Origin of the sequence: Candidatus Poriferisodalis sp. (assembly GCF_965208485.1) — a bacterium.
Classification (GTDB): Bacteria; Actinomycetota; Acidimicrobiia; order Acidimicrobiales; family Poriferisodalaceae; genus Poriferisodalis.
In genome coordinates this window covers 1,344,407-1,357,070 of sequence record NZ_OZ242344.1, presented here as the reverse complement: position 1 = coordinate 1,357,070, position 12,664 = coordinate 1,344,407, and the positions used below count along the sequence as shown (strand labels likewise).

Here is a 12,664-nt window from a genome sequence, read left to right as displayed (position 1 = left end):
CGTGTCGGCCGGTGGCCTTGCCGGCGGCTCTTGAGGCTCTTGAGACTTGACAGCCATCGGCCTGTCGAAGTCTCAAGCTTTAGTCGAAGGTTTAGGCCAGCCGGGATTCGACCATGTCGAGGACGTCGTTGGTCAGTACTGCGGCGACCCGCACGTGACTCGCCGCCGACGGGCCGTAGAACTCGCCGGGGGAGACGAGAATCCCCGCTTCGGACAGCAGCGTGCGTGTGAATCCCCACGCGTCGCCGTCCGGGGCCGCGGCCCACAGATAGAACCCGCCTCGTGGCAGGGCAGGTTCAGGGCCGAAGCGTCCCACGATGCGTGCGAGACGTTCGAGCCGGGACCGGTAGCGGTCTCGCTGCGCGGCGACGTGGGATTGATCGGAGAGGGCCGCGACGGCCGCGGCTTGGGCTGGTCCGGGCACCATGAACCCGGCGTGCTTGCGCACCTCTCGCAGGAAGTGGACCAGTTCGGGGTCGCCCGCGTAGAAGCCGACCCTCACACCGGCCAGATTGGACCGCTTCGACAGGGAGTGCACTGCGACGACGCCGTCGGCCTCAGCCCGCGCCCCTGCTGCAGTGTCGGCGTCGGCTGGCGTCAGGATCGTGCGCGGCGGGCCGTCCCAGGTGAACTCTGCGTAGCATTCGTCGCTGAACACCGGCACGTCCCGTTCACGGCCCCATCGAGCGGCTGCCGCGAGGTCGTCGAGTCCGCCGGCGGGATTGCCGGGCGTGTTGACCCACAGCACCAGGGCGCGTTCGGCATCTGCGTCGCTGATGGCATCGAGGCGGATGGACCAGTGCTCGTCCGCCGGCACGGGCACCGCTCGGCATCCGGCGAGTTCGGCACCCATGGTGTAGCTGGGGTAGCTCACTGCGGGGTACAGGACGGTGTCGCGCTCGGGGCTGCGCAGGCGCAGCCAATGGGGCAGCCCGGCCACGAACTCCTTCGAGCCGATGGTCGCGGCTACTTCGGCATCGGCGTCCACCTGCACGCCGAATCGCGTCTCGCACCAGTTCGCCGCAGCCTCTCGCAGGTCTGGCGTGCCGATCGAGGGCGGGTAGCCGCGCTCGGAATCCGACCCGCCCAGTGCCGCCAGCACTGCCGCCGTCGGCGGGTCGGTCGGCGTGCCGATGGACAGGTCGACCAGCCCGCCCGGGTGACGATCTGCCAACGGCTTCAGCTCGTCTAGCCGGTCATACGGATAGGGCGGCGGGACGTACCCGATCTCAGCGCGCACCGCTCGAGCCTCCCCGTCCCCAAGGCTCGACGTCGATGTCTTGGAAGTCCGCGACCGCCGCGTCGAACTCGTCTGCCTCCTCGGGTGTCCAGCTTCCAATGAGATCGTCGAGTGACGAACCCACGCAATCTTCCTCGGGCACGTCGTCAGTCAACATCATCTCCTGAGCGGACCGGTCGGCGGCGCTCCTCGGGGCTATCGAATTCGAACTCGGCAAAGAGATTGCGTGACACATCGTCGAGCCGCGCATGTACGACGGTCCCGTCGTCATGGTGGGTCTCCGAGAGCACCTCGCCTTCGCGGTGCACAGCCGCCAGGGCATCGCCGCGGCTGTAGGGGATGCGCAGCTCGGTGACCTCGGTGAGGTGCCGGAGCCGGTCGCCGACCGCGAGCAGGAGCTCGTTGAGCCCTTCGCCGCTGTCGGCTGAGATCGCATGGGAGCCCTCGTAGCGCTCCAGCAGCCGCCCGACCGTGCCGCTGTCGACGACATCGCACTTGTTGATGGCGATGATCTCGTCGACCTCGCCGGCGCCGATCTCGCGCAGCACCGAACGCACGACATCGATGTGCATCTCCGGCTCTGCGGCTGAAGCGTCCACGAGATGCACGAGCAGATCGGCCTCGGCCACCTCCTCGAGCGTCGACATGAACGCTTCGACCAGCGAGGTAGGCAGCTTCTTGATGAACCCGACCGTGTCGGTGACCAGCACCGTCTCGCCGCCGGGCAACTGCAATCGCCGGGTGGTGGCGTCGAGCGTGGCGAACAGCCGGTCTTCCACCAGCACGTTGGCGCCGGTCAGTCGTCGCAGCAGGGTCGACTTGCCGGCGTTCGTGTAGCCGACGATCGCCACTGTGTGGTAGCGGGAACGCTGACGCGACTTGCGCTGGTTCAGCCGGGTGCGTCGCAGCCCGCGCAGGTCCTTCTCGAGTCGCGCCAGCCGCCGTTGTATCCGCCGGCGGTCCACCTCCAGCTTGGTCTCGCCCGGTCCACGAGTGCCGATGCCGCCCGCCTGCTGGGAGAGCTGCCGGCCGCGGCCCCGCAGGCGGGGGAGCCGGTAGCGGAGCTGCGCCAGCTCCACCTGGGCCTTGCCCTCGAGCGTCGTGGCGTTCTGGGCGAAGATGTCGAGGATCACCGCCGTGCGGTCCAGCGCCGTGCGCTTCAGGATCCTCTCCAGGTTGAACTGCTGCGCCGGCGACAGCTCGTCGTCGAACACCACCGTGTCGGCATCGTGCTCCAGTGAGGCATCCAGGATCTCGTCCGCCTTCCCACGTCCGACAAACGTCGCAGGGTCAGGCGCATCCCGACGCTGCACGATCCGCTCCACCGAATCCGCCCCCGCGGTGTCCACCAATCGCTCCAGCTCGTCAAGGTTGGCGTCCACCTCGTCAGCAGTCCGCTCGGCCAGTTGCACCCCCACCAGCACGATCTGCTCCCGGAACGCCCGGTCGATCAGCCCCGACTCAGCCCCCCCGAACTCCCCAAACGCCCCCCGATGCGACCCGTCCGCGGCTGGGTCTGGATGGCCACTGCGGGCTGGATCGCCCATCAGCGCTTCGACTCAGTCGTCGCGACGAGGTCATCGAGCAGAAGCGGTGTCTGGTCAAGCCGCATCGTGAGGCCGGTTTCGATCCGCTCTGCTTCGACGATGAGCTGTGGTCGATTGAACGCTTCGAGATGCTCTGGGACGGTCAAGACCCAGTAATCGAAGCCCGAGCCGCTGTTGCCGGGAAACGGCGCCGTTCGCATGTTGACTCGGTAGGTGCTCGGCAAGTGTGCCTCGGTGCCTCCGTCGCCGGCTGTGTTCGGCACGTCATTCGGGCTGCGTGCGAATCCCCACCGGTGGGCGAGCGTCGCCGCCACGACCGAACCGCTGCCGCACGAGACGGTGAGCCCCGCCCCTCGCTCCCACACTGACATTTGGAGTGCCCATGCCTGTTCCGGCTGCAGCGGATGGGAGCTATAGGGCCAGACGAACTCCACGTTGATGCCAGTGGAAAAGTACGACTCGTAGATTCTGCCGAGCTTCGAAACGGCGGCGGCAAGCTCCTCAGCCCGGTCGTCCAGCTCGTGGCAATCGCAGCCGATCGGCGGCCTTGCGAGCGCAATCACGAGGTGCGGGTTACCGACACTTCCCGTGCCAAGGCAAAACAGGTCGCCACCGAACGTGCCCCGAATCCTCTCCTCCAGTTGGCAGGGAATCTCGGGCCCCGGCCCGACCGGGTTCATCGCGACCTCCACCGAGCGTCGTTGAGCAAGGTCGCCAGCCCGAATCGGTGCAGCTGGCCCAACCAGACGTGCAGAGTCCGCGTTGAGGACACTGCATCGCTGCTCGCCAGCGTCGGTGTCAAAGGGGATCGAGGGTCCGGTGCCGATGATGCGAGCGTCGAACGAGGCCATTGCGAGGCACGCCAGCCCGTTGCCGCTGGTCTCGGCGACAGAGCCATCGGCGTTGAGCAGGTGCATGCGGATGCGATCCGCCCATCGCTCATCGGTTGCCTTGTGCACGCCGAGAACGAAGCCATCGGCGCCCTTCGAGTGCACATGTCCCCGCTGGGAACCGAGTCCACGATGTCGACCGCAGACAACTCGCGCCACGTCGCTACGCGTGAGACCGCCGGCATCAAGCGACGCGTCAAGGTCACGTAGTTCGCGCTCGGTCAGCAACGCGATCAAGAAGTCGTTGCCCTGGGCCTCGTAGCGAGCAAGCGTCAGTTCATCCACTGCTCCATTGTCACATCTGGACCCCGAATTCCACGAGCGAATTGCAGGCCCCGCCCACAGCGAGGCGTCAGGGACAGACGCCCCGATGCGTGTTCTGCAACGTCGCCAATGTGTTTTTCGCAATCTGCGAATGCATGTTTCACAATCTTGGCGAGTTGGCAGGAGCCGCCGAGCGCGCTGCCCGTTGGGCGGGGAGGCTCGCCGTGACGCGGGATGGCGCTATCACGCTTCCGGGGGGGCACCGTCCTCACTTCAGCCGAGGCGGCGCTGGCACCGGAGGTTCTCTACCGAATTGGTAGAATCGTGTGCGTGGACCTGAACATCAAGGATCTCGACAACGATGTGGGCGAACGGCTCCGGCAGCAGGCGGCTGCGGCAGGACTGTCGATGCAGCAGTACCTCCGCAATCAGTTGACGCGCATCGCGTCCCGGCCTTCTCCAGCAGAGCTGGAGCCGGGGGCGCACACCATGAGCCGCTCGGACTTCGAGGCCATTCGCGCCAAGCTGCGCGGCATCGATGCTGCCTAGCGTGGTGTGCGATGCAGGCGGCTTGCTTGTCGTATCGGGACTGCTCGGAGGCGAGCAACCCGAGCACGCCGAAGTGCTGGCGCTCGACTGGACCTCGGTAACCGTCGGTCGCTTCCTCGCTGCCCGACACAACGGCCGAGCCGCGGCAACCGAAGCCGAGATCGGCTTAGCGCTGGCTGTCGTCGACGAGTGGTTCCCTGTGCGCTCCTTGGTGGCTGTGACCATGTCGCGCGCCGGGGTTCAGGCGGCGGACACCTTGGACTCGTGGTCGGCGCTCGTGCTCGCCGAGCACCTTCGCGTCCCTTTCTTCACAGCGTCTGACGAAGTCACGAGCGACGTCGTAGACATCCATCACCCATGGTGACGCCGTTCAAACTGCTGCTGTGCTCTCTCGGACTGAGCGAGGCTGAGCGCGACCGAGCGCCCGACGTGACTACTTCGTGGGTTCGCGTTGGCCGTAGTCGATGAAGGTGTCGCCGATCGAGGTGGCCACCGAGGCCAGCTTCGAACGGCCCTCGTTCAGCCGCGGCGCCATCGCTGCCAAGCCCTCGACGGTCCAACGGCCCTCGGTGACGATGATGTCGTCGTCTGCCAGCGACCAGCCTTGATACAGGCCCACCTCGTTGGCGCCCACATGGAACACGCCGCCCGTGAACGGGCAGTCCGCCGTCGACAGGTAGGCCACCAGCGGGCTGACATTGGCCGGGTCGTACACGTCGAACTGTGCGGGGTCGTCGGGTGCCTTCACCACGTCGCCCAGCCCGGGCGTCTGCAGCGTCAGGCGGGTGCGTGCCACCGGCGCCAGGCAGTTGACCCGCACGTTGTAGCGGGCGAGCTCGCCGGCGGCCACCAGCGTCATCGCAGCAATGCCCGCCTTGGCGCCCGAATAGTTGAACTGGCCGAGGTTGCCCAGCATGGCGCCCGATGCCGTGTTGATGATCGAGCCGTTGACTTCCTTGCCCGCCTTGGACTGCTCGCGCCAGTACGCAGCCGCCCAGCGCGTCGGGCAGAAGTGGCCCTTCATGTGAACCTCGACCACGGCGTCCCATTCGGGCTCGGTCATGTTGACCACGACGCGGTCGCGCAGGATCCCGGCGTTGTTGACCAGCACATGCAGGTCGCCGAAGGCTTCGACAGCGTCGTTCACCATGCGCTGGGCGCCTTCCCAGTCGGTGACGCTGTCGCCGTTGGCGATGGCCGCGCCGCCCATGGCCTCGATCTCGGACACCACTTCTTGCGCGGGTCCTTGATCTGCGCCCGTGCCGTCGGCCGCGCCGCCGAGATCGTTGACGACGATCTTCGCCCCCTCGGACGCCATCAGCAGCGCATGCTCACGGCCGATGCCACGGCCAGCGCCGGTAATCAGCACGACACGCCCGTCGAGTGCACCCATGTTGTTCTCCTGTTCCCGGTAGTCGCTGGGGCGCAGGTCGCCCCAAGTCCCTCGGGTTGCTGCGCAACCCGAAAACCGCACAAGGTTGGCACATCTGGGCGTCGGGTGCGACGCCTGCAGCGGTCGCTCGGCACTGTCGAGACCGGGGGAGCGGATGACCGGGGTCGAACCGGCGACCTCAACCTTGGCAAGGTTGCGCTCTAACCAACTGAGCTACATCCGCGTGGGCGGATCACTGTAGCAAGCACCTGCGGAAGCGACGAGCGAAACCAACCAGCCTCGGCGGCTGTGCGGTGCCGTCGAGGCAGCGCTACTCCGCGTCTGAGCGCAAGTCGATGCACAGCGTCAGAACGCCGTCGACGAGCGTGGTCTCGGCGTCGCCGATCATGGCGAAGTCCATGAAGTCCAGCTCTGCCTGGCGGATGAAGTGGCGCCGTTCCTCGCCGCCGACGGCCGGCAGATTCCGCTTCCTCACGGCCTCAGCGCGCTCGGCGAAGCGATTGATCATCTCCTGTGGGTCGAAGGTGTCGCTCATGGCGCCTCTCCTGCTGTGCTTGCTTCAGCTTGGCTTGTCTCAGCTTGGCTTGTCTCAGCTTGGCTTGTCTCAGCTTGGCTTGTCTCACCTTGCCACCGTTGCGGGGCCGTCCGTCGCAGGTACAAGAAGAATCCCGCGCCGCACGCCACGGTCAGCAGTCCGCTCAGTGCCACCAGCAGCCACCACAGGCCCAAGCCCGAGCCGACGGCTTCGGATGGAACATTGACATGCCCCTCGGCCAGGATTGCCGCGGTCCAGCCGCTCAACGGGCTGCTCCTGGGGGACCCAAAGCGCTCTTGTAGATGTCGTCGATGAACTCGCCCATCGGCGGGCCGGTCTGGTCGGGCTCGGTGAGGAAGCCGTCATGGCCGTTGTCGCTGTCGATGTCGACGTGCTCTGCCCGCACCGTGCCCCGGCTGCGGAGCGCTTCGACGATCCTGAGCTGCTGGGGCCGCGGGTACAGGAAGTCGGTGCACACGCTCATCACCATGGTCGGCGCGACGATGCGGGACAGAGCGGCGTCGATGCCGCCGCGGCCCCGCCCGACGTCGTGGAGATCCATCATCTTGTTGAGCACCAAGTAGGTGTTTGCGTCGAAGCGCGGCACGAACTTGGCACCTTGGTAGTCGAGATAGCTCTCCACATCGAAACGCTGCTCGAGCCGCAGGGGCAGCACCGGGTCTTCGCTGTGACGGGCGAACCGTCGATCGAACTCGTCGCCGGAGCGGTAGTGGATCATCGCGATCCGCCGCGCATTGGCGAGACCTCGATGCGGCCCGTCCCCGTCGGCTGCGTCGTAGTAGCGACCGCCCCTGAAGTTGGGGTCGTCATAGATCGCCTGCCGGCCGACCTTGCTCCAGGCAATCTGCTGCGCGGATGCCTCCGCTGACGCCGCGATCACGACCAGCGACCCGACCCGCTGGGGGTAGGTGATGCCCCACTCCAGCACGGCCATGCCTCCCATCGAGCCGCCGACGACGCTGAGCCAGCGACCGATGCCGAGGTGCCTCCCGAGCGCCCACTGCGACCGCACGACGTCGCGGTTGGTGACGACGGGAAAGTCGGGTCCGTAGCGCTCGCCGGTGGCCGGATTCAGCGACGACGGGCCGGTACTGCCTTGGCAGCCGCCGAGCACGTTGGCGCACACGATGAAGTAGCGATTGGTGTCGAGCGGCCGGCCGGGGCCGATGAAGTCGTTCCACCAGCCCTCGGTGAGCTGTGCAGGCGGGTGCGCGGCGCCATGCGCGTGCGCATCGCCGGTCAGCGCGTGGCAGACAAGGACCGCATTGGATGCGTCGGCGTCGAGTGCCCCCCAAGTCTCATAGGCAAGCACCGGCTGGTGCAGCACGCCGCCGCCTTCCAGCGTGAACGGCCGGTCCGGGGACAGCTCGAAGAAGCGCCGTTCGGCCGCGCCGAGACCCGGGTGCCATGCGCCCGACGCTGGCAGCCGCCAAGCCGCCGGTTCGTCGCTGGGGGCGCCTGCGCGCCTCGCACCGTCCACAACTGCGCCTTCGTACCGTGGGGAATCCCGTCCTGTGGACGATCAAGGGTACCTGTCGCCACCTGCAGGCTCGAAGCGGATTTCAGCGGCTGGAGTTGGCTGCGCCGACGGTGGCCGTGCTGAGATTGGCTGTGCTGCCGTTATCTGGGCTGCCGGCGAATGCCACGAGATCGTCGAGGCGTTCGTCGTTCGAGAACACCTCGTGCAGGGGCAGGCGCAGTCCGAGCCGGCGCTGGAGCTGGCGGACCTCGAGCTCCTCGTCCCACAGGAACATCGTCACCGCGGTGCCGCTCCGCCCTGCTCGTGCCGTGCGGCCTGAGCGGTGGAGGTAGGTCTTGTGCTCGGCCGGCACGTTGTAGTGCACGACCACGTCGACGTCGTCGATGTGCAGGCCCCGGGCGGCGACGTCGGTGGCGACGAGGGCGGCGAGCTTGCCCTTGGCGAAGCTGGCGAGCGAGCGCTCCCGCTTGATCTGGGGCAGGTCGCCGTGGATGGCCCCCGCCTGCACGCCGGCCTCTCGCAGCTCGCGGGTGAGCTGGTCGGCGCCTCGCTTGGTGCGTGTGAACAGCAGCGTGCGGCCGTTGGCCCCGATGATGCGCGCTGCGACCCGCACCCGATCCATCTTGTGCACCGACAGGAAGAGATGGCCCATCTCGGCGACGGTCACCTCACGCTCGACTACTTCGTGGAAGACGGGGTCACGCAGGTATCGCTTGACGAGCGTGTCGACGACGCCGTCGAGCGTGGCGGAGAACAGCAGCGTCTGGTGCTGGCCGTCGATGTGGCGCAGCACCCATTCGACTTGGGGCAGGAAGCCCATGTCGGCCATGCGGTCGGCCTCGTCCACCACGACGCGCTGGATGCCCGACACGTTGATGGCGCCGCGGTCGATGAGATCGATGAGCCGGCCGGGCGTGGCGATCACGATGTCCATGCCGCCGGCCAGCAGCTCGATCTGGCGCTCGAGGTTGGTGCCGCCGTAGGTGGCGATCGATCGCAGATCGGCGGCTTTGGCCAGCGGCTCGACCACGGCGGCGATCTGGTTCGCCAGCTCGCGGGTGGGGGTGAGCATCAGAGTGGTGGGGTGCCCATCGGCGGCTCGGGGGGTGAGCGCCAGCATCGGCAGGCCGAATGCCAACGTCTTGCCGGAGCCGGTCTTGGCCTTGCCGCAGACGTCCCGCCCGGCGAGCGCCTCACCGATGGTCAACTCTTGGATGGCGAACGGCTCGGTGATGCCTTGATCAGCCAGAGTGTCGCAGAGGGGTTCGGGTACGCCTAGTTCACTGAATGTCGTCACGGGGGTCTCTTCGAAGGTCGTGGCCCAGAAGGTGGCGCTGCCTGCGCTCTCAGCAGGGACAACGCTGGGCAGTGGGGCCACACGGCGAACTGCCTTGGCTGCCGAGTGTATGGGGGAAGCGGTGCCCGACGGCGGAAGCGGGGCCCGCGAGGCCTGAGAGATGCCGTCGGTGTTGCCGCCAAGATCGGACTGCCGCCAATCAGGAGGCAGGCCACTACCCTGCGAAGGCCTAGGCGGAGTGGCCGAGTGGTTAGGCAGCGGCCTGCAAAGCCGTGTACGCCGGTTCGAATCCGGTCTCCGCCTCGCCGGCCTCGCCGGTCCAGATCGGTGTTCCCGCAGCGATTCGCTTGAGGATGGGCGATCCCAGACGGGTGCTAGCTTGAATCACCCTTCGGGCGCCGTGCTAGCTTGAATCACCCTTCGGGCGATTGGCGCAGTTGGTTAGCGCGCTTGCATGACACGCAAGAGGTCACAGGTTCGACTCCTGTATCGCCCACCCCGGGCTTGTTCGCGAGTTGGGTGGGTTGATGTTCGCGAGTTAGCTCGCAGCGCGCTGTGAGTTGCTCCCGGCAGGGCCGCGCGGGGTTGATCGGCCGATCTGGTGGCTTCGAGGGCGCGATCTGGTGCTCTTGGGGGTCGTCGACTGCTTCTTGGGCGCGACGAGGCAGGCGGTACTAGACCGCCTGCCTCAGTTTCGGGGTCGGCTATTGCTGCGGTGGGCTTCTGCCGTTGGGTGGTGTCTGTCGGCGTTGTTGGGGCTGCCGGCGGCGCTTGTTGCGTCCTCGACGGTTGCTGCTGTTGGTCGGGCCGGTTGCTGTGCTGCCGGACCGAAGGGCCTCGCTGGTGTCGGCCGTGAGGCCCTTGATGTGGGTCGCGACCGGTGAGGTGTCGACGGAATCGGGTTGGGCTGGAAGTTCGATGCCCAGTTCGCCTGCGATGGTGCCGAGAGTTCTCGGTGTCTGTCCGTTGGGCTGGGCTGATCTGGCGGCTACGGCTGCCTCCGCATCTGGCGTTGCAGCAACGGCCTTCGGGTCGGGTGCGGAGCCGTTGAGCTTGCCGTTCGAGCGGCTGTCGGCGGTTTCGCCGCGGAGCTTTTGTTGTTTGAGTTCGTAGCGGCGGACTTCTTCGAGGTTGTGGATGACGACGATCAGTGTGGCGTGGATGATCTCGGCCACGAATTTGAAGATTCGGGTTTTCTCTGCGGCGAATCCTGCTTCGTCTTTGAGTTGCGAGTTGCCGGTTTCGACGATGGCGCGCCGTCCGTAGTCGGCTTGCCATGCGGGCGTTGGCCATGGTCTGTCTTGGAGTCGGACGGCGTCCTCGGGCGCCACGTTGAAGTACTTCTCGGGGTACACGACGTCCGCGGGGTGCTCGGTAGCGTCTTTGTTGGCGGTGTGCATGGTGTGCTCGGTGCCGATGCGTCCCGCCGCGAGAGGCGTCCGGTACTGGAAGCCGCCGTCAGGGAGCCGCTGGTTGACGGTGCACCGGTAGTTCTTGGCGCGCTCGACATACCACTGAATGAGTTCTTCGTCGCTGACCTCGGGATCGTCGAGTTCTTCGTGTCCGCGGACCGCGGGCGGCTCGACGACCGAGGGTCCTGCCCAGGCGGGGTAGATGCCTCCGGCGTGGATGTAGTAGGCGTTGCCGTTTCGGCCGAATGTCTTGAGCTTGGGGTTGGCGACCTCGGTCTTGGTGTAGTCCATGACGGCGTTCAGGTCGAGGTCGTGCATCTGGAGGACGAAGCTGGGTTTGTTGGTGATGATGCGGTCGCCGATCACGTCTTTGAGGTTCGGCATGTACCGCCTGGTCGCCTTGGCGACTGCGGCGGATGGCGGCGAGGGGTCCGTGCCGGCGGGCACGACGCGCAGGGCGGTGGCGAGCTGGGGCACGTCGTCTCCGGGCCGCCATCGGTCGGGGTCGGTCTTCCAGCGGTCCGGGTCGGGCTGGAAGTGCTCAGGGTCGCCTTGGTACTGGAAGTGGTGCACTGCGACGCCCAGGATGAGGTCGTGGCCGAAGAAGTGCTTGCGTTTGTCCTTGGGGGTCTGGGTGCGGTAGCCCCATCGGGCTGAGGGGGACTTGCTGCGGATCGGGCGGCCGTCGGGACCCAGTTCGCCCGGCTTGGTGCCGCAAGGGTTCTCGCGGTCTGTGAGGTCGAGTTCCTCCAGCCCGAGTTCGTCGGCACGCCGCTGAGCGTGCTCCAGGTAGAGCTGGTCGTTGGTGGAGAACTCGCAGGGGACCGACCATTGCTCCTTGCAGGTGCCGTCGACCGCGATGGCGGTGATGCGTTCCTGCCAGTTGACGGGTATCGATGCCTGGATCATCTGGTCTGACCACCAGTAGGCCAACGCGTACATGCCGTGCTCGTCGAGCCATCGATGCTCGCCGTAGTAGGGGTGCGCTACCGGGTCCTCCATGGCGTCCTCGAAGCGGGCGAGCAGCCGAGCGGTCGTCCCGTAGCTGATCGGCTTGTCCTCGCGGTGGGCGATGCCGACTGCTCGTGCGCACTCCTCGGTGAGGTCCCGCACGGCCGCGGTGATGTCGCTGCGCTTGTAGCTCTTGTGATTTGCTGCGGCGCCGAGCATCGCGACATGGACGGCTTCGAGGCTGAGCCGCGACTGTGTGCCGGGGTGGTCGCACACCAGCGCCTCGAACAGTTCCAGCACGCCCGCCCTGGCGATGACCGCCCGGTACTGGGCTTCTTGCACTTCTTGGGGCTGGTGGCGCTGGCGGTGCGGGCTGGGATGATCTGCGGGCAGCCCCGACTGGTCTTCGGTCCCGTGGGGGATCGGCGTGTTGTCGCCGCACGGAGCCGGAGTCGTGCTCACGCGCCAAGCGCCCTTTCGACGGCGTCATCGGGATCGACCCGGTCTGCGACATGGGGCAGCAGCCGGTCGAGCGTCGCATAGGAGACACCGCCAGCGATTACCACGAGCGCTGCGGGCGGGGTCTCGGCTCGAAGGTGCGCTGCGAGGAATGTATTGCGCGCCCGCGTCAGCGACAGGCTCTCGTCTCCGATGCGAATGCGCTGAACGATCTGGTGCACCGCACCCGATTTGTCCGAGGCGATGTACGGCGTCTCGCTTTCTGCGGAGGCGAGTTCTGCTGCGAGCGGGAAGTAGTCGCGGCGTATCGGCACACGGCGCGCCTTGGTTCCTCGCACACAGATTTCCCAGCGGCCGTCTAGACGCTCGACTAGGTCGCTGGGCTCGGCGGCTGCGATTTCAGGTCCGTGCAGCCCGGCGCCGGCTGCGGCGATGACGACCCAGATGCGCGCTCGCCGGTCACGTCGCGGCAGCAGTGCAGCGGCCCGGAACGCCTGCTCGTCCTTGGCTTGGTAGGGCGCAGCGATCCGCCGTGCGGGTATGGGCTTCGCGGGGCGCGGCCATGCGGCTGGGTTCACGGTCGGCCCGAGCCGCCGAAGCACTCCGCGTGCACGGTTCTGCCAGTC

The 12,664-nt window shown here is 67.0% G+C and carries 12 protein-coding genes and 3 tRNA genes; 4 read left to right on the top strand and 11 right to left on the bottom strand.

The annotated features are described in order from the left end of the window. Positions 1-91 precede the first annotated feature (91 nt). Genes ACOGXQ_RS06160 through ACOGXQ_RS06145 form a run of 4 tightly spaced genes read right to left on the bottom strand, consistent with a single transcriptional unit; the run spans position 92 to position 3,962 of the window. Positions 92-1,240 (bottom strand): aminotransferase class I/II-fold pyridoxal phosphate-dependent enzyme, encoded by a 1,149-nt coding sequence (locus ACOGXQ_RS06160; protein WP_419946549.1) that lies wholly within the window; start codon positions 1,238-1,240, stop codon positions 92-94. Further along, positions 1,230-1,394, bottom strand: coding sequence for a hypothetical protein (locus ACOGXQ_RS06155; protein ID WP_419946548.1), 165 nt, complete (start codon positions 1,392-1,394; stop codon positions 1,230-1,232). Before ACOGXQ_RS06155 ends, ACOGXQ_RS06160 begins: the two co-directional genes overlap by 11 nt. After that, the gene (gene hflX / locus ACOGXQ_RS06150) at positions 1,387-2,787 is read right to left on the bottom strand and encodes a GTPase HflX (protein WP_419946547.1); all 1,401 of its coding nucleotides are present in this window, start codon (positions 2,785-2,787) and stop codon (positions 1,387-1,389) included. The genes ACOGXQ_RS06155 and hflX overlap by 8 nt, the downstream gene beginning before the upstream one ends. Next, a complete protein-coding gene (locus tag ACOGXQ_RS06145; protein WP_419946546.1) occupies positions 2,787-3,962 on the bottom strand; it encodes a hypothetical protein in 1,176 nt (391 codons plus the stop codon). The genes hflX and ACOGXQ_RS06145 overlap by 1 nt, the downstream gene beginning before the upstream one ends. A gap of 309 nt (positions 3,963-4,271) precedes the next feature. Between ACOGXQ_RS06145 and ACOGXQ_RS06140 the strand changes: the two genes are divergently transcribed. Continuing rightward, complete coding sequence (locus ACOGXQ_RS06140; RefSeq protein ID WP_419946545.1) at positions 4,272-4,490, top strand: FitA-like ribbon-helix-helix domain-containing protein; 219 nt, start codon at positions 4,272-4,274, stop codon at positions 4,488-4,490. Then, positions 4,480-4,854, top strand: coding sequence for a hypothetical protein (locus tag ACOGXQ_RS06135; RefSeq protein WP_419946544.1), 375 nt, complete (start codon positions 4,480-4,482; stop codon positions 4,852-4,854). The genes ACOGXQ_RS06140 and ACOGXQ_RS06135 overlap by 11 nt, the downstream gene beginning before the upstream one ends. A gap of 69 nt (positions 4,855-4,923) precedes the next feature. On the opposite strand, the gene ACOGXQ_RS06130 is transcribed toward ACOGXQ_RS06135, so the two are convergent. The 5 genes from ACOGXQ_RS06130 to ACOGXQ_RS06110 all read right to left on the bottom strand — a co-directional run bounded on the left by ACOGXQ_RS06130 (position 4,924) and on the right by ACOGXQ_RS06110 (position 9,216). Next, positions 4,924-5,883 (bottom strand): SDR family oxidoreductase, encoded by a 960-nt coding sequence (locus ACOGXQ_RS06130; protein ID WP_419946543.1) that lies wholly within the window; start codon positions 5,881-5,883, stop codon positions 4,924-4,926. 149 nt (positions 5,884-6,032) lie between these two features. Continuing rightward, positions 6,033-6,106: transfer RNA gene (locus ACOGXQ_RS06125), tRNA-Gly, on the bottom strand. 87 nt (positions 6,107-6,193) lie between these two features. Then, positions 6,194-6,418, bottom strand: coding sequence for a hypothetical protein (locus ACOGXQ_RS06120; RefSeq protein ID WP_419946542.1), 225 nt, complete (start codon positions 6,416-6,418; stop codon positions 6,194-6,196). Between the two features lie 262 nt (positions 6,419-6,680). Further along, positions 6,681-7,919, bottom strand: a complete 1,239-nt coding sequence (metX, locus tag ACOGXQ_RS06115; protein ID WP_419946541.1) for a homoserine O-acetyltransferase MetX — start codon at positions 7,917-7,919, stop codon at positions 6,681-6,683. 82 nt (positions 7,920-8,001) lie between these two features. After that, positions 8,002-9,216, bottom strand: a complete 1,215-nt coding sequence (locus tag ACOGXQ_RS06110) for a DEAD/DEAH box helicase (protein WP_419946540.1) — start codon at positions 9,214-9,216, stop codon at positions 8,002-8,004. 232 nt (positions 9,217-9,448) lie between these two features. On the opposite strand from ACOGXQ_RS06110, the gene ACOGXQ_RS06105 reads away from it, so the two are divergent. Together ACOGXQ_RS06105 and ACOGXQ_RS06100 are read left to right on the top strand one after the other, a co-directional pair. Further along, positions 9,449-9,519, top strand: a tRNA-Cys gene (locus ACOGXQ_RS06105). Between the two features lie 119 nt (positions 9,520-9,638). Then, a tRNA-Val gene (locus tag ACOGXQ_RS06100) sits at positions 9,639-9,712 on the top strand. Between the two features lie 208 nt (positions 9,713-9,920). Here ACOGXQ_RS06100 and ACOGXQ_RS06095 read toward each other — a convergent pair. Then, on the bottom strand, positions 9,921-12,041 hold the full coding sequence (locus ACOGXQ_RS06095; protein WP_419946539.1) for a hypothetical protein: 2,121 nt from the start codon (positions 12,039-12,041) through the stop codon (positions 9,921-9,923). After that, positions 12,038-12,616, bottom strand: a complete 579-nt coding sequence (locus tag ACOGXQ_RS06090; protein WP_419946538.1) for a hypothetical protein — start codon at positions 12,614-12,616, stop codon at positions 12,038-12,040. Before ACOGXQ_RS06090 ends, ACOGXQ_RS06095 begins: the two co-directional genes overlap by 4 nt. Positions 12,617-12,664 lie beyond the last annotated feature (48 nt).

What these genes read in the sequence shown, in the direction of transcription:
- ACOGXQ_RS06120 (WP_419946542.1), bottom strand. Translation starts at nt 6,418, where the DNA reads ATGAGCGACACCTTCGACCCACAGGAGATGATCAATCGCTTCGCCGAG.
- ACOGXQ_RS06130 (WP_419946543.1), bottom strand. Translation starts at nt 5,883, where the DNA reads ATGGGTGCACTCGACGGGCGTGTCGTGCTGATTACCGGCGCTGGCCGT.
- hflX (WP_419946547.1), bottom strand. Translation starts at nt 2,787, where the DNA reads ATGGGCGATCCAGCCCGCAGTGGCCATCCAGACCCAGCCGCGGACGGG.
- ACOGXQ_RS06135 (WP_419946544.1), top strand. Translation starts at nt 4,480, where the DNA reads ATGCTGCCTAGCGTGGTGTGCGATGCAGGCGGCTTGCTTGTCGTATCG.